This window comes from Pseudomonas frederiksbergensis, assembly GCF_003732705.1.
Taxonomy (GTDB): domain Bacteria; phylum Pseudomonadota; class Gammaproteobacteria; order Pseudomonadales; family Pseudomonadaceae; genus Aquipseudomonas; species Aquipseudomonas frederiksbergensis_F.
Genome location: NZ_MOBR01000046.1, coordinates 1 through 26,705, shown reverse-complemented (window position 1 = coordinate 26,705; position 26,705 = coordinate 1). Strand labels below are relative to the sequence as shown.

Here is a 26,705-nt window from a genome sequence, read left to right as displayed (position 1 = left end):
ATTCCCACGCGGAGCGTGGGAACGATCAGTGCTCAGTCATTCAGCGGTGGAAGGCTTCTCCCACAAATTGATCCCGCCTTCCTGGGCAAACCGGTCAATCTCCGCCAGTTCTTCCGCGCTAAAGCTCAGGTTCTTCAACGCCCCGACGTTCTCGATGATCTGCTCCGGCCGGCTCGCGCCGATCAGGGCCGAGGTCACGCGCGGGTCGCGCAGGGTCCAGGCCAAAGCGAGTTGCGCGAGGCTCTGGCCACGACGCTTGGCAATCTCATTGAGCCCGCGCACATGGGCGATGTTGGCTTCGGACAGGTGCGATTCCTGCAACGAACCACCACCCGGACGATTGACCCGCGCGTCCTTCGGAATGCCGTTGAGGTACTTGTCGGTCAACAGGCCCTGGGCCAACGGTGTGAAGGCAATCACGCCGGTGCCGAGTTCGTCGGTGACATCCAGCAGATCCTTTTCCACCCAGCGATTGAGCAGGTTGTAGGCCGGTTGGTGGATCAACAGCGGCACCTTCCACTCTTGCAGCAGCGCGGCCATTTCGCGGGTTTTCACCCCGGAGTAGGACGAGATGCCGATGTACAACGCCTTGCCTTGTTGCACAGCGGTGGCCAAGGCGCTGGCGGTTTCTTCCAGCGGGGTGTCCGGGTCGAAGCGGTGGGAGTAGAAGATGTCCACGTAGTCAAGGCCCAGGCGTTGCAGGCTCTGGTCGAGGCTGGCCAGCACGTATTTACGCGAACCGCCGCCCTGGCCGTAAGGGCCCGGCCACATGTCCCAACCGGCCTTGCTGGAGATGATCAGCTCGTCGCGGTACTGCTTGAAGTCTTCACGCAGCAGGCGACCGAAGTTGATTTCGGCGCTGCCGTACGGCGGGCCGTAGTTGTTGGCCAGGTCGAAGTGGTTGATGCCCAGATCGAACGCCGTGCGCAGCAACGAGCGCTGGGTGTCGATCGGCGTGCTGTCGCCGAAGTTGTGCCACAACCCCAGGGACAATGCCGGCAGCACCAGCCCGCTGCGGCCTACACGGCGGTACGGAATAGAGTCATAGCGGTTTTCGGCAGCGGTGTATGTCATCGAATCCTCTCTTGTCTGTTTTGTCTGAAATCGGTGGGAGCAAAGCTTGCTCGCGATGGCGGACTTGAAATCGCCATCGCGGGCAAGCCTTGCTCCTACAGGGGATTTACATAAAACGGTTTGATCGCCTACCCCCTATAAACCGTCCGCAATCTGCTCCGGGCGGTAGTCGAGGCTAACCAGCATACGCCCAACGAATGCGACGCCAACCGTGGGATCGACTAATTGCTGAAACGTTTCACATTTCTGCGAGAGGTTTGCGCCACGCTCAACTGGATGTGTACTTTTCCGAATGGCAGTACGTACTGCTTCTTCCGCCGTCTCTCTCGCCGTTTTCTTTGTGGCGTACAAACGCGGGATCAAAGGTCGATGTGCCGTACTTATTAGTCTTAACTCACATTTATCGATCGATGGTGCGCGTCGGGATTCGCGCTCACCGCCGTTCGAGCGCCTGTCCAAACACCGTTAAATGAACCATTGTTTCGTACTACATGGCATTCGTGTTTTTAACGGGCCAGGGCCCTCGAGGGCGCGCCTAGGCGCGCTGGCACGTCGCTCGATGCAGCGCAAGAAATCAGCGGATGCGCAAGTCGCACGGTAGCGAAAGTGGGCACAAATCTGCGTCGCTATCGAGCCCCCGCAAACACCTCCCCCAACCAATCCACAAACACTCGAACCCGTGGCGACATGTGTCGGTTGTGCGGGTACAGCACTGAAACCGGCATCGATGGCGGCGGTGTGTCGATGAGGATTTCCTGCACCAGGCCTTGGGCGATCTGCGTTTCCATCCGGTAGTGCGGGCACTGGATGATGCCGAGCCCGGCAATCGCCGAGGCCGCGTAGATTTCTGCGCCGAACACCGACAACGCGCCTTCGATGGTCACTTCCTGCAGTTCGCCATCGACCATGAATTCAAACGGAAATTGCTTGGCGGTGGTGCGCGAGACGTAGTTCACCGCGCGGTGATTTTTCAGGTCTTCGAGGCGTTTCGGTTCGCCGTATTTGCGCAGGTAAGCAGGGCTGGCGCAGGTGATCTGGCGCAGGTTGGCCACGCGTTTGCCGATCAATGCCGAGTCACTCAGCGTGCCGGCGCGCAGCACGCAATCAACGCCTTCGGCGATCAGGTCGACAAAACGATCGGCCTCGCTGATCGACAGTTCGATGTCCGGATAACGGTCCATGAATTGTGGCAACGCCGGGATCACGAAGTACTTGGCCAAGGTGCCATGCAAGTCCACGCGCAACCGCCCTTTCGGTGCCACGCCGCGAAACGCCAATTCGGCTTCTTCGAGTTCCGCCAGCAACTGCACGCAACGCAGGTAATACGCCTCGCCATCCAGCGTGGGGCGCACCTTGCGCGTGCTGCGCTCCAGTAGACGCGTGCCGAGCCAGGCTTCGAACTGATTCAGCGTGTGGGTCAGCGTGGCTCGGGGCAGGTTCAGGTCATCGGCGGCCAGGGTGAAGCTGCTGCGCTCGTAAATCCGCACAAACACCTTCATTGCTTTGACTTGATCCACGGTCAGCTCCTGGATTGGTTGTTGGCGAATATTGAACAGTCAAGGCAACTCTCGTGCATTTATCGCCCTGGGTAAACATGTGAAATTGGCTCCACCCCAAAGCAAACAACTTCAGAGGAAACACCGCCATGACTACTCAAACAACCAAAGTTGCCATTGTGACCGGCGCCTCCCGCGGCATCGGTGCGGTGATCGCCAAACAACTGGCCAGCGAAGGTTTTGCCGTCGCCATCAACTACGCCAGCAGCGCCACCGAAGCATCCCGACTGGTTGTTGAGTTGCGTCAGGCCGGCCATCAAGCCATAGCGATCAAGGCTGACGTAGCCAATGCCGATGACGTGCGCCGGATGTTCGACGAAACCGAAGCGCAACTGGGCAAGGTCGATGTGCTGATCAACAACGCTGGCATCCTCAAAGTGATGCCACTGGCGCAACACACGGACGAACTGTTCGACCAGAACTTCAACATCCACGCTCGCGGCACCTTCAACACCCTGCGCGAAGCGGCGACTCGCCTGAATAGCGGCGGCCGCATCGTCAACTTCTCCAGCAGCACCGTCGGCATGAACCTGCCGGGCTATGCGGTGTACATCGCCAGCAAAGCCGCGGTGGAATCCCTGACCCAGGTATTCGCCAAGGAAATGCGCGGTCGCAACATCACGGTCAACGCCGTCGCCCCTGGGCCGGTGGCGACCGACCTGTTCCTGCACGGCAAGAGCGAAGAGCAAATTCAGACCTTTGCCAAGATGCCGCCACTGGAACGCCTGGCTCAGCCAGAAGACATTTCCCGCGTCGTGTCCTTCCTGGTCGGACCGGATTCGGCGTGGGTCAACGGGCAAATCCTGCGGGTCAACGGTGGTCTGGTTTAAGCCAGCCGAATCAAGGAGAACCTTATGAAAAACGTAATCCTCATCACTGGCGCCGGTACTGGTATAGGCAAACTCGCCGCAGAATCCCTCGCCAGGGCCGGGCACATCGTTTACGCCAGCATGCGTGACGTGAACGGGCGCAACGCCGCCCGGGCCGACGGTATTCGCCTGTGGGCCAACGAGCACAACGTCGCGTTGCATCCACTGGAACTGGACGTGTTGTCCCAGGAGTCGGCCGACGCGGCGGTAGCGACCATCGTCAAGGAGCAAGGTCGACTCGATGCAGTGATGCAGAACGCCGGGCATTTGGTGATCGGCCCGACTGAAGCCTTCACCGTCGAAGAAATCACGAAGGTCTTTGACACCAACGTCTACGGCGCCCAGCGGGTCAGTCGCGCGGTGTTGCCGCAGATGCGCGCCCAAGGTTCGGGGCTGGTGTTGTGGATCAGCAGCTCCACGACCAAGGGCGGTTTCCCACCGTTCATGGGGCCTTATGCCGCCGCCAAAGCGGCGATGGATTCCCTGGCGGTGAGCATGTCCTACGAGCTGACCCGCTTCGGCATCGAGACCTCGATCGTGGTGCCCGGTGCGTTCACTCGCGGCACCGACCATTTCCCCAGCGCCGGCAAACCGGCCGACGTCGCGCGCAGCGACGCCTATGCTCGATATGACGGGGTGATGGATAAAGTCGGTGAACGATTGAGTGCGTTGACCCCGGAGGATGCCGACCCGCAAGCGGTGGCCGATGACATCGTACGAATCGTCGGACTGCCCCAGGGCTCACGGCCGGCGCGCTCGGTGATTGATTTTGTCGGGGATGGCGCGGCAGAGGTCACGGAGGTTTCGGAGCGGGTGCGGATCGATTTTGCCAAGCGAATTGGTATTGATGACCTACTTAGCGTGAACCTGTAAGCACCTACACCGATCGTTCCCACGCTCTGCGTGGGAATGCCTCAGGGGACGCTCCGCGTTCAGTGACGCGGAGCGTCACGGGCTGCATTCCCACGCAGAGCGTGGGAACGATTATTCACTCAGGAGCACACACCATGCACACCACTATCATCATCTTCTTCGGCCTGGTCCTGCTGGCGCTGATGCTCTACATCGGCGAGCGAGTCGGCTTCAGTCGCCAGACTTTGACCTACAGCTTCGTCGTGCTGTGGCTGGCGCTGACGGTGATTAATGGCGCGGTGGGCGTGGTCACGGCCAACCAGTCCGTAAGTTCGGAACTGGTGGTCGGCACGGTGGTGTTCAGCGTGCCGGTGGCGGCGCTGGTTCTGTTCATGGTGCTGAGCAAAACCTAGACGCCACCGACGCCCGATCAACGAACCAGGTGCAGGAACTGCATGTGCCGTTCGTACTGGTCGAGGATGTCGTTGATTATCTGTTCCTTGGTGTAACCCACCAGATCGTAGTCCTGACTGCCTTCGCTCAAATGCACTTCAGCACGGTAGTAACGACGGTTGTTGAGTTGCTTGGAACCCATGCCGCCACGGGCGAACGACGGTGTGAAGTAACCGCGCATCTGCACCTGATAGATGAACGGATGCTGCTCGCCGTGGCCGATTTCCAGGCTGACGCTGTCGTTGGCCGGGTCCGGCTGAGCGACCACGTTCAAGCCCTTCTCGACAAAAACGGCCGTCACTTCTTCAATCGCCGGTCGCACCGTGGTTTCGAGGAAGCGATAAACCTCATCCCGCGACGGGAAATGCACCGCCTGACTCAAGCGCTGACGCCAGCCTCCACGCTTGGAACCGGACACCGGTGCCAGAGAATGCATCTGCGCGATCTGCTTCTGGGATTCCAGGTAGAACGCCTTGTGCAGCCCCCACATCATCAGCAGCAGGATCATCGAGAACGGCAGCGAGGTCAGCACCACGGCCGACTTCAGCGCATCGATGCTGCCGGAGAACAGCAACGCACTGGTCACCAGCGCGGTCATCGCGCCCCAGAATACCCGCAGCCATTTCGGCCCGTCTTCATCCGGGTTGCCGCCCTTGGCGGACAGTGTCGAGAGGACCACGGTGCCGGAGTCGGCGGACGTCACGAAGAATACGAAGCTGATGAACACCGTGACCGCGATCACGGTTTTGCTCCACGGGTAGGTTTCCAGCAGCAGGTACAAGGTCATCGACGGGTTATCGATGGCGGACATACCGAGCGCTGTCATGCCGTGATTGAGCACCTGATCGATGGCGCTGTTGCCGAAGATCGACATCCACGCCAGGGTGAAACCGAGCGGAATCAGCAGCACGCCGAAGACGAATTCGCGGATGGTCCGGCCACGGGAAATCCGCGCGATGAACAGGCCCACGAATGGCGACCATGCAATCCACCAGGCCCAGTAGAACACCGTCCAGCCGCCGAGCCAGTCGCTGGGTTTGTCGTAGGCGTAGAGGTCGAAACTCTTCATCGGCAACGCGCCGAGGTAGTCGCCGATGTTCTGGATCAGGGTGTTGAGCAGGTGCTGAGTGGGACCTGCAAACAACACGAACAACAGCAACGCGCAGGCCAGCAGCATGTTGATATCGGACATGACCCGCACGCCTTTATCGACGCCGGACACCGCAACGATGATCGCCGCGCCCATCATCAATGTAATCAGGCCGACCTGAATCCAGTGGGTGTGAGCGATGCCGAACAGGTAGTCCAGACCCGAGTTGAGGTGCAGCACGCCGAAACCCATGTCCGCGCCGAGGCCGAACACCGTGGCGATGATGCCGAAGCCATCCACTGCGTAGCCGATCGGGCCGTTGATGCGCTTGCCAATCAGCGGGTACAGCGCCGAACGCAGGGCCAGCGGCAGGTTATGCCGGTAGGCAAAGTAAGCCAGGGCCATGCCAACAAAAGCGAACACGCCCCAGCCATGCAAACCCCAGTGCAGAAACAGAATCTGCATTGCCTGCCGCGCCGCTTCCGGCGTACCGGCGGTGCCTTGGGGTGGCTGTGCCAAATGGGTCAGCGGTTCGGACACGCAAAAGAAAAACAGCGTAATGCTGATCCCGGCGGCGAACAGCATGCCGGCCCAGGACAGGTAACTGAATTCGGGTTCGTCGTGGTCGGCTCCGAGCTTGATCTTGCCGTAGCCGGACAAGGCGGTGACCACCACGAAGACCAGGTACAGGGTCATCGCGAGCATGTAGTACCAGCCGACCGTATTGGCCGCCCAGTTTTGCGCTTCCAGCAACCAGGCACCGGCCTGTTTCGGGAAGGCTATTACAACGATGCCGAACAACAGGATGAAACCCGCCGCGAAGTAAAACACCGGCGGATTCATGCGGACCTGGCCGCTTGGAAGGGTGGACGGTGCACTCATGAACAGTGCGCCTCAAGGGGGTGAAACCGGGCAATCAATAACGGACTCGGCAAGGGCAAGCCTCCTGTTGTGAGCGGGCAGCAAACCGGCGGTTTAACTTGAATGAGCGTTCAAGTTAAACATGAATAGCGTGCTAAGGACTAATCGCAGGGCTCGGCGGTCGCTTTCCTACGCTAGCTCAAGGAAGGGTATGACGCGGGGGGTGGAGGATTCGTTCACTGCCAAAAGATCGTTCCCACGCTCTGCGTGGGAATGCAGCCCGGGACGCTCCGCGTCCCATCTACAGCCGAACGCGGAGCGTCCGTGGAGGCATTCCCACGCAGAGCGTGGGAACGATCGGCCGAGATCTCAGGATTTACTTCTGCGTCCCATCATCATGCTGCAAATTCGCCTGGGTCAGGTTGCACCCCGCCGGCACACTACGGGTCAGCCACACATTGCCGCCAATCGTCGAGCCCTTGCCGATGGTGATCCGCCCCAGAATCGTCGCCCCGGCATAAATCACCACATCGTCCTCGACAATCGGATGCCGCGGATGGCCCTTCTGCAACTGCCCGTCTTCATCAGAAGGAAAACGCTTGGCGCCTAACGTCACGGCCTGATAAATCCGCACCCGCTCGCCAATGATCGCGGTCTCGCCGATCACCACACCCGTCCCGTGATCGATAAAGAAGCTGCGGCCAATCTGCGCGCCCGGATGAATGTCGATGCCGGTAGCGGAGTGGGCGATTTCCGCGCTGATCCGCGCCAGCAACGGCAACCCGGCGCGGTACAAATGGTGGGCCAGGCGATGGTGAATCACCGCCAGAATTCCCGGATAGCACAACAGCACTTCATCGACACTGCGGGCCGCCGGGTCGCCGTGATAGGCCGCCAGCACGTCGGTGTCCAACAAACTGCGCAGCCCCGGCAGCGCGAGGGCAAAGTCCTGGATGATCTGGATCGTCTTGGCCTCGACTTCGGTGTCGGCCTGGTCACTGTGGCGAGCGGCATAACGCAGTTCGAGCCGCGCCTGAGCCAACAACGCATTCAGTGCGACATCAAGGGTGTGGCCGACATAGAAGTCTTCACTCTCTTCGCGCAAATCCACCGGCCCCAGGCGCATCGGGAACAACGCACCGCACAAGGCTTCGAGAATCTCCGCCATCGCCGCCCGGGACGGCAGCTCGCGACCACCCTGCTCGCCGCTGGCGCGGCCGTTTTGTGCACGCCATTGATCACGCGCCGTGCGCAGTTGGCTGACGATGGTCTGCAATTGCCAATGGCTGGAACGCTCGCTCACGGTAAAAACTCCTCACGGGCGGCCGGACTGTCTGGCCGCACTGACGGCGATTACTTTACGGCAAGGGCTTGAGGCCGAATTAAGAACCAATTGTGCTGTGATCAATACATTCGGATATAAGCGATTGGCGGTTGCCCGTACAAATAGGCGTGCCTATAGTCCTGACATCTCTCCCCGCCAGTACGGACCCATGATCAAACAATCGCTTGCCCGCTTTAATCGCCTCGACCTGCTCGGCCATCCCACCGCCCTGGAAAAACTTGAACGTCTGTCGACCTGGCTGGGCCGCGACGTGTACGTCAAGCGCGATGACCTGACGCCGCTGGCCATGGGCGGCAACAAGCTGCGCAAACTCGAATACCTGGCCGCCGACGCGTTGGCCCAGGGCGCCGACACTTTGATCACCGCCGGTGCGCTGCAGTCCAACCACGTGCGCCAGACGGCGGCCATCGCCGCCAAACTGGGCCTGGGTTGTGTGGCGCTGCTGGAAAACCCGCTGGGCACCGACGACGCCAACTATGTCGGCAACGGCAATCGCCTGCTGCTGGACCTGTTCGATGCCAAGGTCGAGCTGGTGGAGAACCTCGATAACGCTGACGACCAACTGCAAGCCTTGGCCGATCGCCTGCGCAACAACGGCAAGAAACCGTATCTGGTACCGATCGGTGGCTCCAATGCCTTGGGCGCTTTGGGTTACGTGCGTGCGGGGCTGGAACTGGCTGAACAGATCAAGGACACCGGCCTGCAATTCGCCGCCGTAGTCCTGGCGTCAGGCAGTGCCGGCACCCACAGCGGTCTGGCGTTGGCGTTGAGCGAAGTACTCCCGGATTTGCCAGTGATCGGGGTGACGGTTTCCCGCAGTGAGGAAGATCAGAGGCCGAAAGTCCAAGGGCTGGCCGAGCGCACGGCCGAGTTGCTGGGTGTGAGCCTGCCGAAGACGTTCAAGGTTGAACTGTGGGATGAATACTTCGGCCCGCGTTATGGCGAGCCGAACGCCGGGACGTTGTCGGCGGTGAAACTGGTGGCGGGTCAGGAAGGTTTGCTGCTTGATCCGGTGTACACCGGCAAGGCCATGGCCGGGTTACTGGATGGCATCGGGCGCGGGCGGTTTGACGACGGCCCGATCATCTTCCTGCACACCGGCGGGGCGCCAGCGTTGTTTGCCTATAAAGACTTCCTTTGACCGATCGTTCCCACGCTCTGCGTGGGAATGCAGCCCGGGACGCTCCGCGTCCCAATGGAACGCTCCGCGTCCCTTGAGGCATTCCCACGCAGAGCGTGGGAACGATCATGCGTCACATATTCTATAAAAGAATAACAAAATCGATATTTAGTATTTTCCTATCTAACAACGCCGTCATATAGTCGCGCCGCAGGCGAATTTGGCGCGAGACGCATAAGCTGCTTTAGGGCAGGATATCGCAATCGTTCAAATCCCGATTTTGCCAACATTCCTAATAGCGTCTTCCATAAGAAAACACAGGGGCTTGTCATGAATTTTTCCGCACTACGTCGCAACCTGCTGGTAGGTTCGCTGGGCCTGGCATTGAGCGCCGGCCTGTTGGGGCAAGCGGTTGCCGGTGAGCAGCTGCAAAAAATCAAGGACGCAGGCGTGATCAACGTCGGCCTGGAAGGCACTTACCCACCGTTCAGTTTCGTCGACGCCGACGGCAAACTGGCTGGCTTCGAAGTCGAGCTCTCCGAAGCCCTGGCCAAAAAACTGGGTGTTAAAGCCAAGATTCAGCCAACCAAGTGGGACGGCATCCTCGCCGCTCTGGAATCCAAGCGTCTGGACCTGGTGGTCAACCAGGTGACCATCTCCGACGAGCGCAAGAAGAAGTATGACTTCTCCGAGCCTTACACCATCTCCGGGATTCAGGCGCTGGTGCTGAAGAGCAAGGAAGCCGCGCTGAACATCAAGACAGCCGCTGACCTGACCGGCAAGAAAGTCGGTGTAGGCCTGGGCACCAACTACGAACAGTGGGTCCGCGCCAACGTGCCGGGTGCTGACGTGCGCACTTACGACGATGATCCGACCAAGTTCGCAGACCTGAACAACGGCCGTACCGACGCCATCCTGATCGACCGTCTGGCTGCGCTTGAATACGCCAAGAAAGCACCGAAAACCGTGGCTGCTGGCCAGGCATTCTCCCGCCAGGAATCCGGTATTGCCCTGCGTAAAGGCGAACCAGAGCTGTTGGCTGCAGTGAACAAGGCACTCGACGAGCTGCGTGCCGACGGCACCCTGGCCAAGATCTCGGAAAAATACTTCCAAGCTGACGTCACCAAATAATGGAAGAAGCTTTCCAACTCGCGCTCGACTCCGCGCCCTTCCTGCTGAAGGGCGCGTACTACACGGTCATCTTGAGCCTGGGCGGGATGTTCTTCGGCCTGGTGATGGGCTTCGGCCTGGCGTTGATGCGCCTGTCGCGCTTCAAACTGGTGAGTTGGCTGGCCCGCATCTACGTGTCGTTCTTTCGCGGCACGCCGTTGCTGGTGCAGCTGTTCGTGATCTATTACGGCTTGCCACAATTGGGCGTCGAACTTGATCCGCTGCCCGCGGCCCTGATCGGCTTTTCGCTGAACATGGCCGCCTACGCCTGTGAAATCCTGCGTGCCGCGATCAGCTCCATCGAGCGTGGCCAATGGGAAGCCGCCGCGAGTATCGGCATGACCCGCGCGCAGACCCTGCGCCGGGCCATCATTCCGCAAGCGATGCGCACGGCTTTGCCGCCGCTGGGCAACAGCTTCATCTCGCTGGTCAAGGACACGGCGCTGGCCGCCACCATCCAGGTGCCGGAACTGTTCCGTCAGGCGCAATTGATCACCGCCCGGACTTTCGAAGTGTTCACCATGTATCTCGCCGCCGCGCTGATCTACTGGATTCTGGCCACGGTGCTGTCGCACCTGCAGAACAAGTTGGAAGAGCGGGTCAATCGGCACGACCAGGAGTCCTGACCCAATGATTGTCGTGGAAAAACTGACAAAGCAGTTCAAGGGTCAAGTGGTGCTCAACGGCATCGATCTGGAAGTGAAAGAAGGCGAAGTCGTGGCGATTATCGGGCCTAGCGGTTCGGGCAAGACCACGTTCCTGCGTTGCCTGAATTTCCTCGAAGAACCCACCAGCGGCCGGATCAAGGTCGGCGACATCGAGATCGATGGCAGCCGCCCGCTGAACCAGCAGCAAGGCCTGGTGCGACGTTTGCGCCAGCACGTGGGCTTCGTGTTCCAGAACTTCAACCTGTTTCCCCATCGCACCGCCCTGGAAAACGTCATCGAAGGCCCGATCATCGTGAAGAAGATCCCGCACGCCGAAGCCGTTGCCCTGGGTAAAAAGCTGTTGGCCAGGGTTGGCCTGGCGGGCAAGGAAGACGCTTACCCGCGACGCCTTTCCGGTGGTCAGCAACAGCGTGTGGCGATTGCCCGGGCGCTGGCGATGGAACCGGAAGTCATTCTGTTCGATGAGCCCACTTCCGCGCTCGACCCTGAGCTGGTCGGTGAAGTGTTGTCGACCATCCGCAGCCTGGCCGAAGAGAATCGCACCATGGTCATCGTCACCCACGAAATGGGCTTTGCCCGGGACGTGGCGAATCGCGTGGTGTTTTTCGACAAGGGTGTGATCGTCGAGCAGGGCGAAGCCAAGGCGTTGTTTGCCAACCCGAAAGAAGAACGGACGAAACAGTTCCTCAGCAAGTTCCTGAATAACGCGCACCACTGAAACACCCACTTAAAACTTGTTAACTTCCATGGAAGGAAGTGACAGCCACCTCCCGATATAAAACACTTCGCGCCCCACTCCTCTTCCTGCCCAACATATAGAACTTCGCCTATCTAAGCGCGGTACATATATATGTCCTGCAACAGAATCTCTCACCTTAGAATGAGTCATAAATCCGCACAGCAGTGCCTCAACACTTCGCCGTGACCAATGCCTGAAACCGGGAGAAAACCGGGGTAAAGTTCGACAGCGCGATGGAGTTTGTTAACTGCACCGCGTAGGAAATGTCTGAATAGCACTGAATCCAACAACCAACTAACAAACTCTATTGACACTTATTCCGGCGCACTCTTATCTAGTCCCCAACGGGCGCCAATCACTCAACTCAATTGTTATCAACACTCATACATAACTCGCTGTTTTGTTGCTCGGTAATTCACGCCTTTTGATCTTCCAGAAACGGACTTCGCTGCAAGGCTTCAAGGAGAAACCCATGACAAGCACCTCGAACAAACCTGAACTTGCGGCCCCGACCCTGGCGCAATCCCACAGGAGTGGCATCAACATTACCTCAGCCGCCCACTTGCTGATCGCTGTAGCGCCCTACCCCGGCATGGACGAAGGCGATCTGATCGAACTGTACTGGGACGACTGCTACGTGGCTTCAAAAGCCCTGATCGTCGACGACGTCAATCAAACCGTGCAACTGCGCGTGCCCGAGAGCTTTGTCGTCAATGGCACCTCACACGTCCACTACCGCGTCATGCAGGTCGGGCAGGACCCGGCGCTGTCGCTGACCACGCGGTTGCAGATCAAGCTCGATTGCCCCGGCGGCCAGGCGCCCGCGGTGTCCGGTGACGAAAACCAGAGCCTGGCTCCGGTCAACCTCCCCGATACCATCCGTCGCCAAGGGGTCAACCCGAACCAGATCAAACGCGGCGTACCGCTGACCATCGAGCCTTACCTGAACATGGCCATCGATGACGAAATCACCCTGCAATGGGGCGATGTGCGCATGGACCTGCCCAAGCTCACGGCTGGCGATATTGGCCAGCCGATTCAGGTCTGGGTGCCGCCGGCGATCATTCTCGAAGCCGGCGAAGACATGAGGCTGGAAGTGACCTATTGCATCCTCGACCGCGTGGGCAATAACTCACGCTGGGCGCCACCGCGGATGCTGAAGATCGGCTGCGCCAACCCCTACCTGAAAGTGCCGCTGAAGGAAGAACTCAAGGCCGCCGAACCCCGCAAAAAGTGAAACCACCACCAACCCTGTGGGAGCGAGCCTGCTCGCGAAAGCGCTGTGTCATTCAACAATGATGTCGACTGACATGACCTCTTCGCGAGCAGGCTCGCTCCCACAAGGGGTGCGAATTCAAAACTTGCTGTTGCTCCACAAACAACTGTTGCTCTACGGACAGACGCCCTTCTATGCATATTCCCAAAAGTTAGTTTATTAATTATTTATACGCGCTTAGGGTATATGCACCGGACCACCGGACATTCTTGATATTCGTTCGCCGCCACCATCGCGGCGTTTCCATGAGATGTGAGGTAGGTATGGTCCAGAACACAATCACCCCAGTGCAGATCGCCAGGGCATTGCGTGCAGCCAAGGAGCGGCACTGATGTCCAGTCTGGCAGAAGCCACAATCCAGAGTGACCTGGATATCGCCCCCCTGTTGTTGCCCGCGCAGGTTTTGCGCAACGACGCACAAGCCATCAAGGCTGCCCATGAGCTGGCGCAAACCGCCCGCTTGCAAGCGGCCAAACGTGACCAGCAGCGCAAGTTGCCGTGGTCGGAAATCGAACAGTTCACCCGCAGCGGCCTCGGCAGCATTGCCATTCCGCGCGAGTACGGTGGCCCGCAAGTTTCGTTCGTCACCATCGCTGATGTGTTCGCGATCATTTCCGCGGCCGATCCGGCGCTGGGGCAGATCCCGCAGAACCAGTTCGGCATCCTGAACCTGGTGCTCGGCAGCGCCACGGAATCGCAGAAAAAACAGCTGTTCAAAAGCGTGCTCGAAGGCTGGCGCATCGGCAATGCCGGGCCGGAACGCGGCACCAAAAACACCCTCGAACTCAAGGCGCGGATCACTGCTGACGGTGACGGTTTCGTCATCAGCGGCCAGAAGTTTTACTCCACTGGTGCGCTGTTCGCTCACTGGGTGGCGGTCAAGGCGCTGAACGACGACGGCAAGCAAGTGCTGGCCTTCGTCCGCCGTGGCACGCCGGGTTTGCGCATCGTTGATGATTGGTCGGGCTTCGGCCAGCGCACCACCGCCAGCGGCACCATTTTGCTCAACAACGTGCGGGTCGACGCCGAGCTGGTGGTGGATAACTGGAAAATCAACGACAGCCCGAACATCCAGGGCGCCGTGTCGCAATTGATCCAGGCGGCCATCGACGCCGGCATCGCTCGCGGCGCCATCGACGACGCCATCGAATTTGTGAAAACCCGAGCCCGCCCATGGATCGATGCCAAGGTCGAACGGGCCAGCGATGACCTGTACGTGATTGCTGATATCGGCAAACTGAAAATCGAATTGCACGCCGCCGAAGCGCTGTTGCGCAAGGCCGGGCAAGTGCTCGATCAAGTCAACGCCGCGCCGCTCACCGCCGAATCCGCCGCCCGCGCTTCAATCGCCGTGGCCGAAGCAAAAGTGCTGACCACCGAGATCTCGCTGCTGGCCAGCGAAAAACTCTTCGAACTGGCCGGCAGCCGCGCCACCCTCGCCGAATTCAACCTCGACCGTCACTGGCGCAACGCCCGCGTGCACACCCTGCACGACCCGGTGCGCTGGAAATATCACGCCGTCGGCACCTATCACCTCAACGGCACGTTGCCCGCTCGCCATTCCTGGATTTGACCAGACCTCTGGAGAAACACATGACTCTTTCTCACCACGTCGCGGTCATAACCAGCGATGAGCAAGCCCTGATCGTCGCCAGTGACCTGGCCGAAGATTTCAAACGCGACAGCGCCCTGCGCGACCGCGAACGCCGCTTGCCGCACCCGGAACTGGAAGTGTTTTCCCGTTCGGGCCTGTGGGGCATCAGCGTGCCCAAGGAGTACGGCGGCGCTGGCGTGTCCAACGTCACCCTGGCCAAAGTCATCGCCCTGATCGCCCAGGCCGACGGCTCCCTCGGACAAATCCCGCAGAACCATTTCTACGCCCTCGAAGTGCTGCGAGTGAATGGCAGCGAAGCCCAGAAAAAACGCCTCTATGCCGAAGTATTGGCCGGCCAGCGTTTCGGCAATGCCCTCGCCGAACTCGGTACAAAAACCGCCCATGACCGCATCACCAGTCTCACCCGCGACGGTGATGGCTACCGCATCAACGGCCGCAAGTTCTACGCCACTGGCGCGATCTACGCCCAGCGCATTCCGACCTCGGTGGTGGATGAACATGGCATGCAGCAACTGGCCTTCGTGCCGCACAACAGCAAAGGCCTGACCGTCATCGACGACTGGAGCGGCTTCGGCCAGCGCACCACCGGCAGCGGTTCGGTGGTGTTCGAAGACGTGTACGTCGCCGCCGAAGACGTGATCCCGTTTCAAAGCGCCTTCGAACGCCCGACCACCGTCGGCCCGTTGGCGCAGATTCTTCACGCCGCCATCGACACCGGCATCGCCCGCGCCGCCTACGAAGATGCCCTGCATTTCGTGCGCACCAAGACCCGGCCGTGGATCGACGCCACCCATGAAAAAGCCGTCGAAGACCCGCTGACCATCAAGAGCTTCGGCCACCTGGCGATTCGCTTGCACGCCACCGAAGCCCTGCTGGAACGCTCCGGCGAATTTCTCGACAAGGCCCAGGCCGACATGAACGCCGAGACCGTCGCCGCCGCGTCGATTGCCGTCGCCGAAGCCCGGGCCATCAGCACCGAAATTTCCCTCGCCGCCGGCACCACGCTGTTCGAACTGGCCGGCAGCCAGGCCACCCTGATCGAACACGGTCTGGATCGTCACTGGCGCAACGCCCGGGTGCACACGTTGCATGACCCGGTGCGCTGGAAGTATCACGCGGTGGGCAATTACTACCTCAACGATGAAAACCCGCCACTGCGGGGGACCATCTGATGGCCGACGCCAAGAAAAAGATCCTGCTCAACGCGTTCAACATGAACTGCATCGGGCATATCAACCATGGTTTGTGGACCCATCCACGGGACACATCGACCCAATACAAAACCATCGAATACTGGACCGAACTGGCGCAACTGCTGGAGCGCGGACTATTTGATGGGTTGTTCATAGCGGACATCGTCGGCGTGTACGACGTCTATCAAAACTCGGTGGACGTGCCGCTGAAAGAATCGATCCAGTTGCCGGTCAACGACCCGTTGCTGCTGGTCTCAGCGATGGCGGCGGTCACCAAAAATCTCGGCTTCGGCCTCACCGCCAACCTGACTTACGAACCGCCGTATCTGTTCGCCCGGCGCATGTCGACCCTCGACCATTTGAGTCGCGGTCGCGTGGGCTGGAACATCGTCACCGGCTATCTCGACAGCGCCGCCAAGGCCATGGGTCTGACTGAGCAAGTCGAACATGACCGCCGCTACGACCAGGCCGATGAATACCTGGAGGTGCTCTACAAACTCTGGGAAGGCAGCTGGGAAAACGGCGCGGTGCTCAACGATCCCAAGCAACGGATCTATGCGCAGCCGGAGAAAGTGCACAAGGTTGAGCACAAGGGCGAGTTCTATCAGGTCGAGGGTTATCACCTCTGCGAACCCTCGCCGCAGCGTACGCCGGTACTGTTCCAGGCCGGCAGTTCGGATCGCGGTTTGCTGTTTGCCGGGCGCCATGCCGAGTGCGTATTTATCAGCGGCCAGAATAAACCGTCGACCAAGGTACAAGTGGACAAGGTCCGCGCCAGCGCGGTCGAGGCCGGGCGCAACCCTGAGGACATCAAGGTGTTCATGGGCCTGAACGTGATCGTCGGCGCCACCGAGGAACTGGCCTGGGCCAAGCACGCCGAATACCTGAGCTACGCCAGTGCCGAGGCCGGCGTGGCGCATTTCTCGGCATCCACGGCGATCGATTTTTCCCAGTACGAGATCGACGAACCGATCCAGTACGTGAAGAGCAACGCGATCCAGTCGGCGACCAAAAACCTGCAAAACAACGACTGGACCCGGCGCAAATTGCTTGAGCAACACGCCCTCGGTGGCCGCTACATCACCGTGGTGGGTTCGCCGGAACAAGTGGCGGATGAGCTGGAATCGTGGATCGCTGAAACCGGGCTGGATGGTTTCAACCTGACGCGGATTGTCACGCCGGAAAGCTATGTGGATTTCATCGATCTGGTGATCCCGGAGTTGCAGCGTCGCGGGTCGTACAAGACCGCTTACGACACCGGCAGCCTGCGCGAGAAGCTGTTTCACGGCGAGGCGCATCTGCCGGAGCAACACACAGGCTCCCACTACCGACACAAACCCCTGTAACCGATCGTTCCCACGCTCCGCGTGGGAATGCAGCCAGTGACGCTCTGCGTCACAGCCGCAGGGACGCGGAGCGTCCCGGGAGGCATTCCCACGCAGAGCGTGGGAACGATCCACACGATCTAAATCTCATGCACTGACTGGATAACCAACATGACCAAAAAACACCTGACCCACCCAGTCAAAGCACTGGCCCTGGCCCTCGGCCTCTTCAGCTCGGCGGTGTTCGCCGCCGACGCGCCGCTGAAAGTCGGCACCACCGCCGCGTTCGCCATCCCGCTGGAAGCCGCCGTCGAAGAAGCCTCCAAACAAGGCCTGAAAGTCGAACTGGTGGAGTTCACCGACTGGATCGCGCCGAACGTCAGCCTCGCCGCCGGCGACATTGACGTGAATTACTTCCAGCACGTGCCGTTCCTGGAAAACGCCAAGGCTGCCGCCGGTTTTGACCTGGTGCCCTTCGCGCCGGGGATCATCAACAACGTCGGCCTCTACTCGAAGAAATACAAAAGCTTCGACGAGCTGCCACAAGGCGCCAGCGTCGCCATCGCCAACGACCCGATCAACAGCGGTCGCGGTCTGCAACTGCTGGCCAAGGCTGGCCTGATCACGCTTAAACCGGGGGTCGGCTACAAGGCCACCGAAGAAGACATCATCGCCAACCCGAAGAAAATCAAAATCCTTCAGGTCGAAGCCGTGCAACTGGTTCGCGCCTACGACGACGCCGATCTGGTCCAGGGTTACCCGGCCTACATCCGCCTGGCGAAAACCTTCGATGCCGGATCGGCGCTGCTGTTCGACGGCCTCGACCACAAGGAATACGTGATCCAGTTCGTGATCCAGCCCAAAAGCAAAACCGACCCGCGCCTGATCAAATTCGTCGACATCTACCAACATTCGCCAGCCGTGCGTGCTGCGCTGGATAAGGCCCACGGCAAGCTCTATCAAGCCGGTTGGGAAAGCTGAAAATGACGGCCGCGATCCAACGGCGACTGGATATTCCAGAGCCTCAGAAAGCCGACAAGACTGAACTGCACCCGGACCTGAATCGCGCCCACGTGCGCTTCATTGGCCTGGGCAAAACCTACAACGGCCAGCAAGGTCCGGTGGCGGCGTTGCACGGCATCGACCTGGCGATCCAGCGCGGTGAAGTGTTCGGCATCATCGGCCGCAGCGGCGCCGGCAAGTCATCGCTGATTCGCACGATCAATCGCCTGGAGCAACCGAGCACCGGGCGAGTATTGATCGATCAGGTGGACATCGGTGACTTCGATGAAGACCGCTTGGTGGCGCTGCGTCGGCGCATTGGCATGATCTTCCAGCACTTCAATCTGATGTCGGCCAAGACGGTTTGGCAGAACGTTGAACTGCCGCTGAAAGTCGCCGGTGTACCCAAGGACAAACGCGAACAGAAAGTTCGTGAATTGCTGGAGTTGGTGGGTCTGCAAGAGAAGCACAAGGTGTATCCGGCGCAGCTTTCCGGCGGACAGAAACAACGCGTCGGCATCGCTCGCGCGTTGGTGCATGACCCGGAAATTTTGCTGTGCGATGAAGCGACCTCGGCACTCGATCCTGAGACCACCCAATCGATCCTCGGCCTGCTGCGCGAGATCAATCAGCGCCTGGGTCTGACCATCGTGCTGATCACTCACGAGATGACGGTGATCCGCGATATCTGTGATCGCGTCGTGGTGCTCGAACATGGGCGCGTCGTCGAGCAAGGGCCGGTGTGGGAGGTGTTTGGCAACCCGCAGCATGAGGTCAGCAAGACCTTGCTCGCGCCGCTGCAACACGCGTTGCCGGAAGAATTGCAAAGCCGTTTGCGCACTCAACCCCAATCCGCGGAGGCGGCCGTCGTGTTGTGTTTGCAATTCACGGGCAGCGCGACAGATGAACCGGATCTGGCGGCATTGTTCGCCGCCCTCGGTGGTCGCGTGCGCTTGCTTCAGGGCGGCGTGGAACGGATTCAGGGCCATGCGCTTGGGCAACTGCTGTTGGCGGTGGCAGGTTCGGCCTTGGGCGCCGAGGAACTGCGTCAACGCGCCGGCCACTGGGCGCAACAGGTGGAGGTGCTGGGTTATGTGGTTTGATCGCTTGCTTCAGGGCTTTATCGACACCTTCCTGATGGTGGGCGTGTCGTCGTTGATCGCACTGCTGGCGGGGATTCCGATGGCCGTGATTCTGGTCACCAGCGACAAGGGCGGCATCTATCAGGCACCCGCGCTGAACCGTGTGCTGGGCGCGTTCGTGAACCTGTTCCGCTCGATTCCGTTTTTGATTCTGATGGTGGCGCTGATTCCGTTCACGCGGTTGATCGTCGGCACCACTTACGGTGTCTGGGCGGCGGTCGTGCCGCTGACCATTGCTGCCACGCCGTTTTTTGCGCGGATTGCCGAAGTGAGTTTGCGTGAAGTCGATCACGGCTTGATCGAAGCGGCGCAGGCGATGGGTTGCCGGCGCTGGCATATCGTCTGGCATGTGCTGTTGCCAGAGGCGTTGCCGGGGATTGTTGGCGGTTTCACCATCACGTTGGTGACGATGATCAACTCGTCCGCCATGGCCGGGGCGATTGGTGCCGGTGGGCTTGGGGACATTGCGTATCGGTACGGGTATCAGCGTTTTGACAGCCAGATCATGTTGACGGTGATTGTGTTGCTGGTGGTGTTGGTGGCCATCATCCAACTCGGTGGCGATCGCCTCGCACGGGGCCTCAACAAACGCTAGGCAAGTTGCGAACACCTATTGTTGGGTGATCTCTCGGCGCAGGTCATCATCGACCTGCGAAGGGAAGAGTTCCTACAAGAAAATCAGAGTGCCAGCAGGCCCGTTCCCTTTCATTTGCAGGACATTTCCTAGATCATTTCGCTCGCTTGCGCCTGCCAAATCCGGTGGCTAGTCTTCGGCCCGTCACTGCATATCAGTGATCGGGTTTAGTCGCCCGGATTTTTCTAGGCGCACAGCGCCACCTCATTCCAGGTGTTTTCATTGCCTGAACGTTATGGTGGCTGTGCGCAGGGCACCCTCGGGTGCGCCGGTATTGCCTGGAGCCGGTCGACTAACCTGTGCGCAGCCGCCCCCCCTGTTCGTTTGGTTGACAGTTCGATTGATTGTCTGGGGATGAAGCAGAGTTGAAGATTTGGCGGCTGTACACAGGGCACTCTCGGGTGCACCGGTTTTCCTATTGACCGACCTACTAACCTGAGTACAGCCGCCACCCACATCGCAACCCCGTCCTTGGGCTCATGGCGTATATTCGGCAAATCCCCATTGCCTGCGCAGCCCCCCATGAAACAGACCCCCGACGACCTCCAGAAAATCACCGCCACCACCCTGGGCCATTACAACTCGGTGGCCGATGGTTTTCGCGAGGGGACGCGTGATCACGATGTCAGCCAGAACATCGATGCCTTACTGCGGCACCTCCAGGGTTCGGCGCCGTTCAGCATTCTCGATTTCGGCTGCGGGCCGGGGCGGGACTTGCAAACTTTTACGCGCATGGGCCACACCGCCGTCGGCCTCGATGGATCGGAAAAGTTTGCGCAGATGGCCCGGGAAGACAGCGGTTGCGAAGTCTGGCAGCAGGATTTTCTGAAGCTGGATCTGCCGGCGGAGCGCTTTGACGGGATTTTTGCCAACGCCGTGCTGTTTCACATCCCGCGCCAGGAATTGCCTCGGGTGTTGAAGCAACTGCACGCCACGTTGAAACCGGGTGGGGTGTTGTTCAGTTCCAATCCACGTGGGGAGAATCAGGAAGGCTGGAATGGGCCACGGTATGGGGCTTATCACGATTTACCGGCGTGGCAGGCATTGCTGACCGAGGCCGGGTTTGTCGAGTTGGAGCATTACTACCGCCCGGCGGGGTTGCCGCGCGAGCAACAGCCTTGGTTGGCCAGCGTTTGGCGCCGCGCCGACTGATCGTTCCCACGCTCCGCGTGGGAATGCAGCCCGTGACGCTCTGCGTCACCGCCGTAGGGACGCGGAGCGTCCCGGGAGGCATTCCCACGCGGAGCGTGGGAACGATCATTAGGCTGACTCTTTCTTCGGCTCGCGAATTTTGTACCAGGCCACATACAGCGCCGGCAAAAACAGCAGCGTCAGCAAGGTCGCGATGATAATCCCGCCAATCATCGCGTAGGCCATCGGCCCCCAGAACACTTCCCTCGCAATCGGGATCATCCCCAGGCTCGCCGCCGCTGCCGTCAGCAGAATCGGCCGGCGACGATGCTCCGTCGCCTGCGCCACCGCGTCCCACGGTTCAAGGCCTTCCTTCTCCAGCGATTCAATTTGCGTCACCAGAATCACCGAGTTGCGGATGATGATGCCGATCAGCGCCAGGATCCCGAGAATCGCCACGAAGCCCATCGGCGTGCCGGTCGGAATCAGCGCCAGCACCACGCCGATCAAGCCGAGCGGCGCGACGCTGGCCACCAGGAACAGCTTCTGCACGCTGTGCAGCTGGATCATCAGAAAAGTCGCCATCAAGAACAGCATCAGCGGCACAACCTTGGCAATTGGCCCTTGGGCCTTGCCACTCTCTTCGACGGTGCCGCCGGTAGCGACCTTGTAACCCACCGGCAAACCGGCAGCGAATTTGTCGATGGTCGGTTGCAGCTGTTTCACCAGATCCGTCGGTTGGATCTCGTCGCGCACCGCAGCCTTGATGGTGATGGTCGGTTTGCGATCCCGGCGCCACACCAGCGGTTGCTCCAGTTCATAGCGAACGGTGGCGAAGGCCAGCAGCGGAATCGAGGTGCCGCCCGGCGTGACGATTTGCAGGTTTTGCAGGGTTTCCGGCGTACCACGTTCAGCGTCTTCGGCGCGGCCAACCACGTTGATCAGGTAGATGTCATCGTCCACCTGTGTGATCGGCGAACCGACGACGATGCTGTTCATCAGGTTGGCCACGTCTTCCGACGACAGCCCCAGTTGCCGCGCCTTGTCCTGGGCGATGTCGATGCGCAGGACTTTGCCCGGCTCGTTCCAGTCGTAAATGATCTCGCCGATGTGCGAGTTTTTATCCAGTTCAGTGGCCAGTTCGATCGCGTGTTTGCGCACCTGATCGATGTCCTTGCCGCTGACCCGGTACTGGATCGGCCGCCCCACCGGCGGCCCCATTTCCAGGGCCTGGACGTAGCTGCCAATGCCGACAAAGTCTTTGCGCAGCCGTTCACGCAAGCGCTGGCTGAGCGCGGTGCGCGATTCCAGGCCTTTGCTGACGATGATCAATTGCGCGTAGTACGGGTTCTGCAATTGCTGGTCGAGAGGCAGGTAGAAACGGATCGCACCTTCGCCGATGTAAGTGCTCCAGCGCACAATGTCCGGGTCGTCCTTGAACGTCGCTTCGAGCTTGTCCACCGCCTTGCGCGTCTCGTCCATCGAGGCGTTTTGCGGCAGGTTGAGGTCAACGAGGATTTCCGGGCGATCCGAGGACGGGAAGAACTGGTTCTGCACGAACTGCATGGAAAACACCGACGCCACGAACAGCCCGATGGTGATACCGATGGCCCACCAGCGGTTGCGCATGGCCCAGAACATGCCGCCATTGAACGCCCGACCGATGCGACCCGGCTCGGCGCTATGGGGTTTAATGTTCGTACTCAGGATGTGCACGGCGATCACCGGGGCGAACAACACCGCGACCACCCATGACACCAGCATTGCCACGGCGATTACCGCGAACAGGGTGAAGGTGTACTCACCGGCAGAACTGGCATTCAAGCCAATCGGCACAAACCCGGCCACCGTCACCAGCGTCCCGGTGAGCATCGGAAACGCGGTCGAGGTGTAGGCGAACGTCGCGGCTTGTTCCTTGGTCTCGCCCATTTCCAGGCGCGTGACCATCATCTCCACGGTGATCATCGCGTCGTCCACCAACAGGCCGAGGGCGATGATCAGCGCACCGAGGGAAATCCGCTGCATGGTGATGCCGCTGTATTCCATGAACACAAAGACCATCGCCAGCACCAGCGGAATCGAGCACGCCACCACCAGACCGGCGCGCACGCCAAGGCTGATGAAGCTGACGATCAGCACGATCACCACCGCTTCGAACAACGCACTGGTAAAGCCGCCGACGGCTTTTTCCACCACGTCGGCCTGATCGGAGACGTTGTGCACGCCGACGCCTACCGGCAGATCAGCGGTCAGGTCGGTCATGCGCTGGTGCAGGGCCTTGCCGAATTCCTGGATGTTGCCACCCTTCTTCATCGCAATCGCCAGGCCGATGGCCGGGTGACCGTTGAAGCGGAATTGCGGGGTGGCCGGATCGACATAGCCACGGCTGATTTCAGCGATATCGGCCAGTCGATAGAAGCGGTCGTTGAGCCGCAGGTTGACGTTGGCCAGGTCTTTCTCGGACGCGAACTGCCCGGAGGTGCGCACGGAAATCCGCTCCGGCCCGGCCTCGATCACACCCGCCGGGGTCACGGCGTTTTGCGATTGCAGGCTCTGCACCACTTGGCGCTGATCGATACCCAGCGCAGCGAGTTTGCGCGTGGAGAAGTTCAGGTACAGGACTTCATCCTGCTCGCCGACCATTTCGACCTTGCCCAGCCCCGGTACATCACGAACCGCCGCTCGCACTTGCTCCACGTAATCGCGCAACTGGCGCATCGACAAACCGTCGGCGGTGAAGGCGTACACCGAACCGAACACATCACCAAACTCGTCGTTGAACCCCGGCCCTTGCAGACCTTTGGGGAAGTCGCCGCGAATGTCGTTGATCTTCTTGCGTACCTGGTACCAGATTTCCGGGATGTCCTTGGCGCTGGTGGTGTCGCGCAAGTACACGAAGACCGTCGATTCTCCGGGTCGCGTGTAGCTTTTCACGTAGTCGAGGGAGTCGAGCTCTTCGAGTTTTTTCTCGATGCGGTCAGTGACCTGCTTGAGGGTTTCTTCCTGGGTCGCACCGGGCCAGCGGGTCTGGATGACCATGGTTTTGATGGTGAACGAGGGGTCTTCCTCGCGGCCCAGGTTCATGTACGAGAACACGCCCATCAGCAGCGCGACGAACATCAAATACCAGACGAACGACTGATGTTTGAGGGCCCATTCGGATAAGTTGAAACTCCCTTTCATTGTGGGCTGCCCTCGTCGACTTTGACTTTTTGCCCGGGTTTCAGGCTGTTCACACCGGCGCTGACCACACGCTCACCGGACTTCACGCCGTCGGCCAGCACCACCGTGTCATCGGTGCGGCTGATCAGGCTGACGTCCCGTGGGGAAACGGTCTGGTTTTGCGGGTCGATCACCCAGATACGGGTTTTGCCATCGACTTCTTGCAACGCACTGACCGGTAATTCGAGGCGCGGTTTGATCGCCGAGCTGAGGGTCACGCTGATCGCCGTGCCGAGACGAAAGCCCGGAGGCGTGTCGGTCAGGGTCAGGCGCGCGCGGCGGGTACGGGTCGCGCTTTGGGCCTGGGGTTCGATTTCGCGGATGATCGCGGTGCTGGTGATGCTCGGGTCCAACTGCGCGGCGACCTGGAACACCACGTCCGTTGGCAGTTGATCGACCAGGGTATCGGGCAGGTCGATCACCGCTTCCTTGATGTCCGGTTGCGCCAGGGTCACCACTTGCTGACCGGCGGTCACGACTTGCCCGGCCTCGGCATTCCACGCGGTGACGATGGCTTTGTGATCGGTGCGCAATTGCACGTAGTTGAGTTGGTCCTTGGCCTGATCCACCGAGGCCTTGGCCTGATCGAGGGACGCCTGGGTGGTTTTCAGGTCGGTCTGGGCGATGTCGAGTTGGGCCTGGGCGCCGACCCCACGATCAAACAATTCCTGCTGACGGCGGGCACTGGCCTGGGCGTTGATGAATTGCGCCTGGATGCGGGCCAGATCGCCTTGGGCGGAGCGCAACTGGTTCTGCTGATCGGTGGGGTCGAGGGTTGCGAGTAAGGCGCCCTTCTCCACTTCGTTGCCGACATCGACGTTACGGCTGGCGATGCGACCCGGCACGCGGAAGCCGATATTGCTTTCATAGCGGGCCTGGATGCTGCCGGCGAAGCGGCCGAGGCTTTCCTCGTTCAGCGCTTTGACTTCAATGGACAGCACCGGGCGCACCGGCTCCGGCGGTGGTTCTTTTTTCGAGCAGGCGACCAGCAGCAGGCCGGCGGACATCAGCATCAGGCGCTTCATTGTTCGGCTCCCGGTGCCAGATCCTTATAGGTGTTTTCGGCGATTTCCACTTTCATTCCCGGGTGCAATAACTGGCCACCGGCGATGATGACTTTTTCACCACCGTCCAGACCGCCGCTGATGATGACTTTGCCGGTCAGGTAACGGCCGACGGTGACGGTGTGCAGTTGCGCCTTGCCGTCAGCGTCCACCAGCCATACGGCCGGGTCGCTGAGGTTTTTGGTCAGGGCTGACCAGGGCAATTCCACCGCCGATTTGCCAGGCGTCTTGGCCGTGGCACTGACCACCGAGCCGAGTTGCATGCCGTCGGGCAGGCCATGGAGGGTGACTTTGACTTGCACGGTGCCGGTCTGCGCGGACACCGCCGGCGTGATTTCGCGAACGGTGCCGGTGGTTTTGATCGCCGGGTTATCAAGCAGGCTGACCACCACGGATTTGTCCGAGGGCGGCTCGGCCAGCAGCGATTCGTAGACGTTGAACACGGCATCGCGTTCGCCGTCCCGGGCCAGGCTGAAGATCGGCACGGTAGCTTGCACCACTTGGCCGACTTCGGCCTGGCGCGCAGTAATCACGCCGGGCGCTTCGGAAATCAGCGAGGTGTAGCTCAGTTGTTCCCGGGCGTTGGCCAGTTGCGCCTGGGCGGCGGTCAGGGCGCTCTGGCTGCTGCGCAACGCCGCTTGGGCGGCGTCGTATTCGCTTTGACTGGTGTAGCCCTTGGGCAGCAGTTTTTGCTGGCGCACGAACGCGGCGGCGGTCTGTTTGACCCGCGCCTGCTCGGCGGTGACTTGGGCCTGGGCCGAATCGACGTTGGTCTGCAGGTCTTTCGGATCGAGTTTGGCGAGGACCTGTTTGGCGGAAACCCGGTCACCGACATCGACCATGCGCTGGATGATCTTGCCGCCGACGCGGAACGACAACTCGGTCTGCACCCTGGCCTGGACGTCACCGGTGAGGGTCACCGAAGCGGCGTAATCCGCGGGTTTGACCGCTTGCACGAAGACCCGAGGCAGGTCTTTCTCGACCGGTTTTTTATCGCCGCAAGCGGTCAGCAGGGCGAACACGCCCAGCCCCACTATTATTTTCAATCCGGTACTCGCCATGCAGACTCCTTTTCCTTGTACGAACGTGCAAGTGACGATACGACTGTGAGCTTAGAACAGGGTTCCACGTCTGTACCTGCGATCCTTATACTTCATTTCGATCGTTCCCACGCTCTGCGTGGGAACGCCGCCATGGACGCTCTGCGTCCACTGTGACGCGGAGCGTCACGGGATGCATTCCCACGCAGAGTGGTCTGCACCCCAAAAGTTGGACACAACCGATGGGGTGTTTCATGAGGAAGT

General features: G+C 60.2%; 22 protein-coding genes. 15 read left to right on the top strand and 7 right to left on the bottom strand.

Going from position 1 to position 26,705, the window contains the following annotated elements; all coding sequences use genetic code 11:
- Window positions 1-36: 36 nt before the first annotated feature.
- The gene (gene mgrA, locus BK667_RS32890; RefSeq protein ID WP_123515872.1) at window positions 37-1,074 is read right to left on the bottom strand and encodes an L-glyceraldehyde 3-phosphate reductase; all 1,038 of its coding nucleotides are present in this window, start codon (window positions 1,072-1,074) and stop codon (window positions 37-39) included.
- Window positions 1,075-1,700: 626 nt separating this feature from the next.
- Window positions 1,701-2,591 (bottom strand): LysR family transcriptional regulator, encoded by an 891-nt coding sequence (locus BK667_RS32895; protein ID WP_123600083.1) that lies wholly within the window; start codon window positions 2,589-2,591, stop codon window positions 1,701-1,703.
- Between the two features lie 128 nt (window positions 2,592-2,719).
- Here BK667_RS32895 and BK667_RS32900 point away from each other — a divergent pair, with 128 nt between their 5' ends.
- From BK667_RS32900 to BK667_RS32910, 3 genes are all read left to right on the top strand, one after another.
- A complete protein-coding gene (locus BK667_RS32900; RefSeq protein WP_123600082.1) occupies window positions 2,720-3,460 on the top strand; it encodes an SDR family oxidoreductase in 741 nt (246 codons plus the stop codon).
- Between the two features lie 24 nt (window positions 3,461-3,484).
- Window positions 3,485-4,372, top strand: a complete 888-nt coding sequence (locus tag BK667_RS32905) for an SDR family oxidoreductase (RefSeq protein WP_123600081.1) — start codon at window positions 3,485-3,487, stop codon at window positions 4,370-4,372.
- 134 nt (window positions 4,373-4,506) lie between these two features.
- Entirely contained in the window at window positions 4,507-4,764 is a 258-nt protein-coding gene (locus tag BK667_RS32910; protein ID WP_123600080.1) for a hypothetical protein, read from the top strand.
- 17 nt (window positions 4,765-4,781) lie between these two features.
- Here the strand turns inward: BK667_RS32910 and betT are convergent, their stop codons facing one another.
- Window positions 4,782-6,737: a choline transporter BetT gene (gene betT / locus BK667_RS32915; RefSeq protein ID WP_185058308.1), complete on the bottom strand. Its 1,956-nt coding sequence runs from the start codon at window positions 6,735-6,737 to the stop codon at window positions 4,782-4,784.
- Window positions 6,738-7,131: 394 nt separating this feature from the next.
- Window positions 7,132-8,058 (bottom strand): serine O-acetyltransferase EpsC, encoded by a 927-nt coding sequence (epsC, locus tag BK667_RS32925; protein ID WP_054047822.1) that lies wholly within the window; start codon window positions 8,056-8,058, stop codon window positions 7,132-7,134.
- 190 nt (window positions 8,059-8,248) lie between these two features.
- Between epsC and BK667_RS32930 the strand changes: the two genes are divergently transcribed.
- The 12 genes from BK667_RS32930 to BK667_RS32990 all read left to right on the top strand — a co-directional run bounded on the left by BK667_RS32930 (window position 8,249) and on the right by BK667_RS32990 (window position 21,136).
- Entirely contained in the window at window positions 8,249-9,241 is a 993-nt protein-coding gene (locus BK667_RS32930; RefSeq protein ID WP_123600079.1) for a D-cysteine desulfhydrase, read from the top strand.
- Between the two features lie 309 nt (window positions 9,242-9,550).
- Window positions 9,551-10,351 (top strand): cystine ABC transporter substrate-binding protein, encoded by an 801-nt coding sequence (gene tcyJ, locus BK667_RS32935; RefSeq protein ID WP_123515886.1) that lies wholly within the window; start codon window positions 9,551-9,553, stop codon window positions 10,349-10,351.
- Complete coding sequence (gene tcyL, locus BK667_RS32940) at window positions 10,351-11,016, top strand: cystine ABC transporter permease (protein WP_123515888.1); 666 nt, start codon at window positions 10,351-10,353, stop codon at window positions 11,014-11,016. The genes tcyJ and tcyL overlap by 1 nt, the downstream gene beginning before the upstream one ends.
- A gap of 4 nt (window positions 11,017-11,020) precedes the next feature.
- On the top strand, window positions 11,021-11,776 hold the full coding sequence (gene tcyN / locus BK667_RS32945; protein ID WP_123515890.1) for an L-cystine ABC transporter ATP-binding protein TcyN: 756 nt from the start codon (window positions 11,021-11,023) through the stop codon (window positions 11,774-11,776).
- Window positions 11,777-12,269: 493 nt separating this feature from the next.
- Entirely contained in the window at window positions 12,270-13,034 is a 765-nt protein-coding gene (locus BK667_RS32950) for a hypothetical protein (RefSeq protein ID WP_123600078.1), read from the top strand.
- A 370-nt stretch (window positions 13,035-13,404) separates the two neighbouring features.
- Entirely contained in the window at window positions 13,405-14,646 is a 1,242-nt protein-coding gene (locus BK667_RS32960) for an SfnB family sulfur acquisition oxidoreductase (RefSeq protein WP_123515894.1), read from the top strand.
- Between the two features lie 20 nt (window positions 14,647-14,666).
- Window positions 14,667-15,860: an SfnB family sulfur acquisition oxidoreductase gene (locus tag BK667_RS32965; RefSeq protein ID WP_123600077.1), complete on the top strand. Its 1,194-nt coding sequence runs from the start codon at window positions 14,667-14,669 to the stop codon at window positions 15,858-15,860.
- Window positions 15,860-17,227 (top strand): LLM class flavin-dependent oxidoreductase, encoded by a 1,368-nt coding sequence (locus BK667_RS32970; protein ID WP_123600076.1) that lies wholly within the window; start codon window positions 15,860-15,862, stop codon window positions 17,225-17,227. Before BK667_RS32965 ends, BK667_RS32970 begins: the two co-directional genes overlap by 1 nt.
- A 150-nt stretch (window positions 17,228-17,377) precedes the next feature.
- Entirely contained in the window at window positions 17,378-18,187 is an 810-nt protein-coding gene (locus BK667_RS32975; RefSeq protein ID WP_123515900.1) for a MetQ/NlpA family ABC transporter substrate-binding protein, read from the top strand.
- A gap of 2 nt (window positions 18,188-18,189) precedes the next feature.
- Window positions 18,190-19,311 (top strand): methionine ABC transporter ATP-binding protein, encoded by a 1,122-nt coding sequence (locus tag BK667_RS32980; RefSeq protein WP_123600075.1) that lies wholly within the window; start codon window positions 18,190-18,192, stop codon window positions 19,309-19,311.
- Complete coding sequence (locus tag BK667_RS32985) at window positions 19,301-19,945, top strand: methionine ABC transporter permease (protein WP_054047844.1); 645 nt, start codon at window positions 19,301-19,303, stop codon at window positions 19,943-19,945. The genes BK667_RS32980 and BK667_RS32985 overlap by 11 nt, the downstream gene beginning before the upstream one ends.
- Before the next feature lie 561 nt (window positions 19,946-20,506).
- Complete coding sequence (locus tag BK667_RS32990; protein WP_123515906.1) at window positions 20,507-21,136, top strand: class I SAM-dependent methyltransferase; 630 nt, start codon at window positions 20,507-20,509, stop codon at window positions 21,134-21,136.
- Between the two features lie 108 nt (window positions 21,137-21,244).
- Here the strand turns inward: BK667_RS32990 and BK667_RS32995 are convergent, their stop codons facing one another.
- Genes BK667_RS32995 through BK667_RS33005 form a run of 3 tightly spaced genes read right to left on the bottom strand, consistent with a single transcriptional unit; the run spans window position 21,245 to window position 26,462 of the window.
- Entirely contained in the window at window positions 21,245-24,298 is a 3,054-nt protein-coding gene (locus tag BK667_RS32995) for an efflux RND transporter permease subunit (RefSeq protein ID WP_123515908.1), read from the bottom strand.
- On the bottom strand, window positions 24,295-25,362 hold the full coding sequence (locus BK667_RS33000) for an efflux RND transporter periplasmic adaptor subunit (RefSeq protein ID WP_123600074.1): 1,068 nt from the start codon (window positions 25,360-25,362) through the stop codon (window positions 24,295-24,297). The genes BK667_RS32995 and BK667_RS33000 overlap by 4 nt, the downstream gene beginning before the upstream one ends.
- Window positions 25,359-26,462 (bottom strand): efflux RND transporter periplasmic adaptor subunit, encoded by a 1,104-nt coding sequence (locus tag BK667_RS33005; protein ID WP_123600073.1) that lies wholly within the window; start codon window positions 26,460-26,462, stop codon window positions 25,359-25,361. The genes BK667_RS33000 and BK667_RS33005 overlap by 4 nt, the downstream gene beginning before the upstream one ends.
- Between the last annotated feature and the right edge of the window lie 243 nt (window positions 26,463-26,705).

What these genes read in the sequence shown, in the direction of transcription:
- mgrA (WP_123515872.1), bottom strand. Translation starts at nt 1,074, where the DNA reads ATGACATACACCGCTGCCGAAAACCGCTATGACTCTATTCCGTACCGC.
- BK667_RS32900 (WP_123600082.1), top strand. Translation starts at nt 2,720, where the DNA reads ATGACTACTCAAACAACCAAAGTTGCCATTGTGACCGGCGCCTCCCGC.
- BK667_RS32905 (WP_123600081.1), top strand. Translation starts at nt 3,485, where the DNA reads ATGAAAAACGTAATCCTCATCACTGGCGCCGGTACTGGTATAGGCAAA.
- BK667_RS32910 (WP_123600080.1), top strand. Translation starts at nt 4,507, where the DNA reads ATGCACACCACTATCATCATCTTCTTCGGCCTGGTCCTGCTGGCGCTG.
- betT (WP_185058308.1), bottom strand. Translation starts at nt 6,737, where the DNA reads ATGAATCCGCCGGTGTTTTACTTCGCGGCGGGTTTCATCCTGTTGTTC.
- BK667_RS32930 (WP_123600079.1), top strand. Translation starts at nt 8,249, where the DNA reads ATGATCAAACAATCGCTTGCCCGCTTTAATCGCCTCGACCTGCTCGGC.
- tcyJ (WP_123515886.1), top strand. Translation starts at nt 9,551, where the DNA reads ATGAATTTTTCCGCACTACGTCGCAACCTGCTGGTAGGTTCGCTGGGC.
- tcyL (WP_123515888.1), top strand. Translation starts at nt 10,351, where the DNA reads ATGGAAGAAGCTTTCCAACTCGCGCTCGACTCCGCGCCCTTCCTGCTG.
- tcyN (WP_123515890.1), top strand. Translation starts at nt 11,021, where the DNA reads ATGATTGTCGTGGAAAAACTGACAAAGCAGTTCAAGGGTCAAGTGGTG.
- BK667_RS32950 (WP_123600078.1), top strand. Translation starts at nt 12,270, where the DNA reads ATGACAAGCACCTCGAACAAACCTGAACTTGCGGCCCCGACCCTGGCG.
- BK667_RS32960 (WP_123515894.1), top strand. Translation starts at nt 13,405, where the DNA reads ATGTCCAGTCTGGCAGAAGCCACAATCCAGAGTGACCTGGATATCGCC.
- BK667_RS32965 (WP_123600077.1), top strand. Translation starts at nt 14,667, where the DNA reads ATGACTCTTTCTCACCACGTCGCGGTCATAACCAGCGATGAGCAAGCC.
- BK667_RS32970 (WP_123600076.1), top strand. Translation starts at nt 15,860, where the DNA reads ATGGCCGACGCCAAGAAAAAGATCCTGCTCAACGCGTTCAACATGAAC.
- BK667_RS32975 (WP_123515900.1), top strand. Translation starts at nt 17,378, where the DNA reads ATGACCAAAAAACACCTGACCCACCCAGTCAAAGCACTGGCCCTGGCC.
- BK667_RS32980 (WP_123600075.1), top strand. Translation starts at nt 18,190, where the DNA reads ATGACGGCCGCGATCCAACGGCGACTGGATATTCCAGAGCCTCAGAAA.
- BK667_RS32985 (WP_054047844.1), top strand. Translation starts at nt 19,301, where the DNA reads ATGTGGTTTGATCGCTTGCTTCAGGGCTTTATCGACACCTTCCTGATG.
- BK667_RS32990 (WP_123515906.1), top strand. Translation starts at nt 20,507, where the DNA reads ATGAAACAGACCCCCGACGACCTCCAGAAAATCACCGCCACCACCCTG.
- BK667_RS32995 (WP_123515908.1), bottom strand. Translation starts at nt 24,298, where the DNA reads ATGAAAGGGAGTTTCAACTTATCCGAATGGGCCCTCAAACATCAGTCG.
- BK667_RS33000 (WP_123600074.1), bottom strand. Translation starts at nt 25,362, where the DNA reads ATGAAGCGCCTGATGCTGATGTCCGCCGGCCTGCTGCTGGTCGCCTGC.
- BK667_RS33005 (WP_123600073.1), bottom strand. Translation starts at nt 26,462, where the DNA reads ATGGCGAGTACCGGATTGAAAATAATAGTGGGGCTGGGCGTGTTCGCC.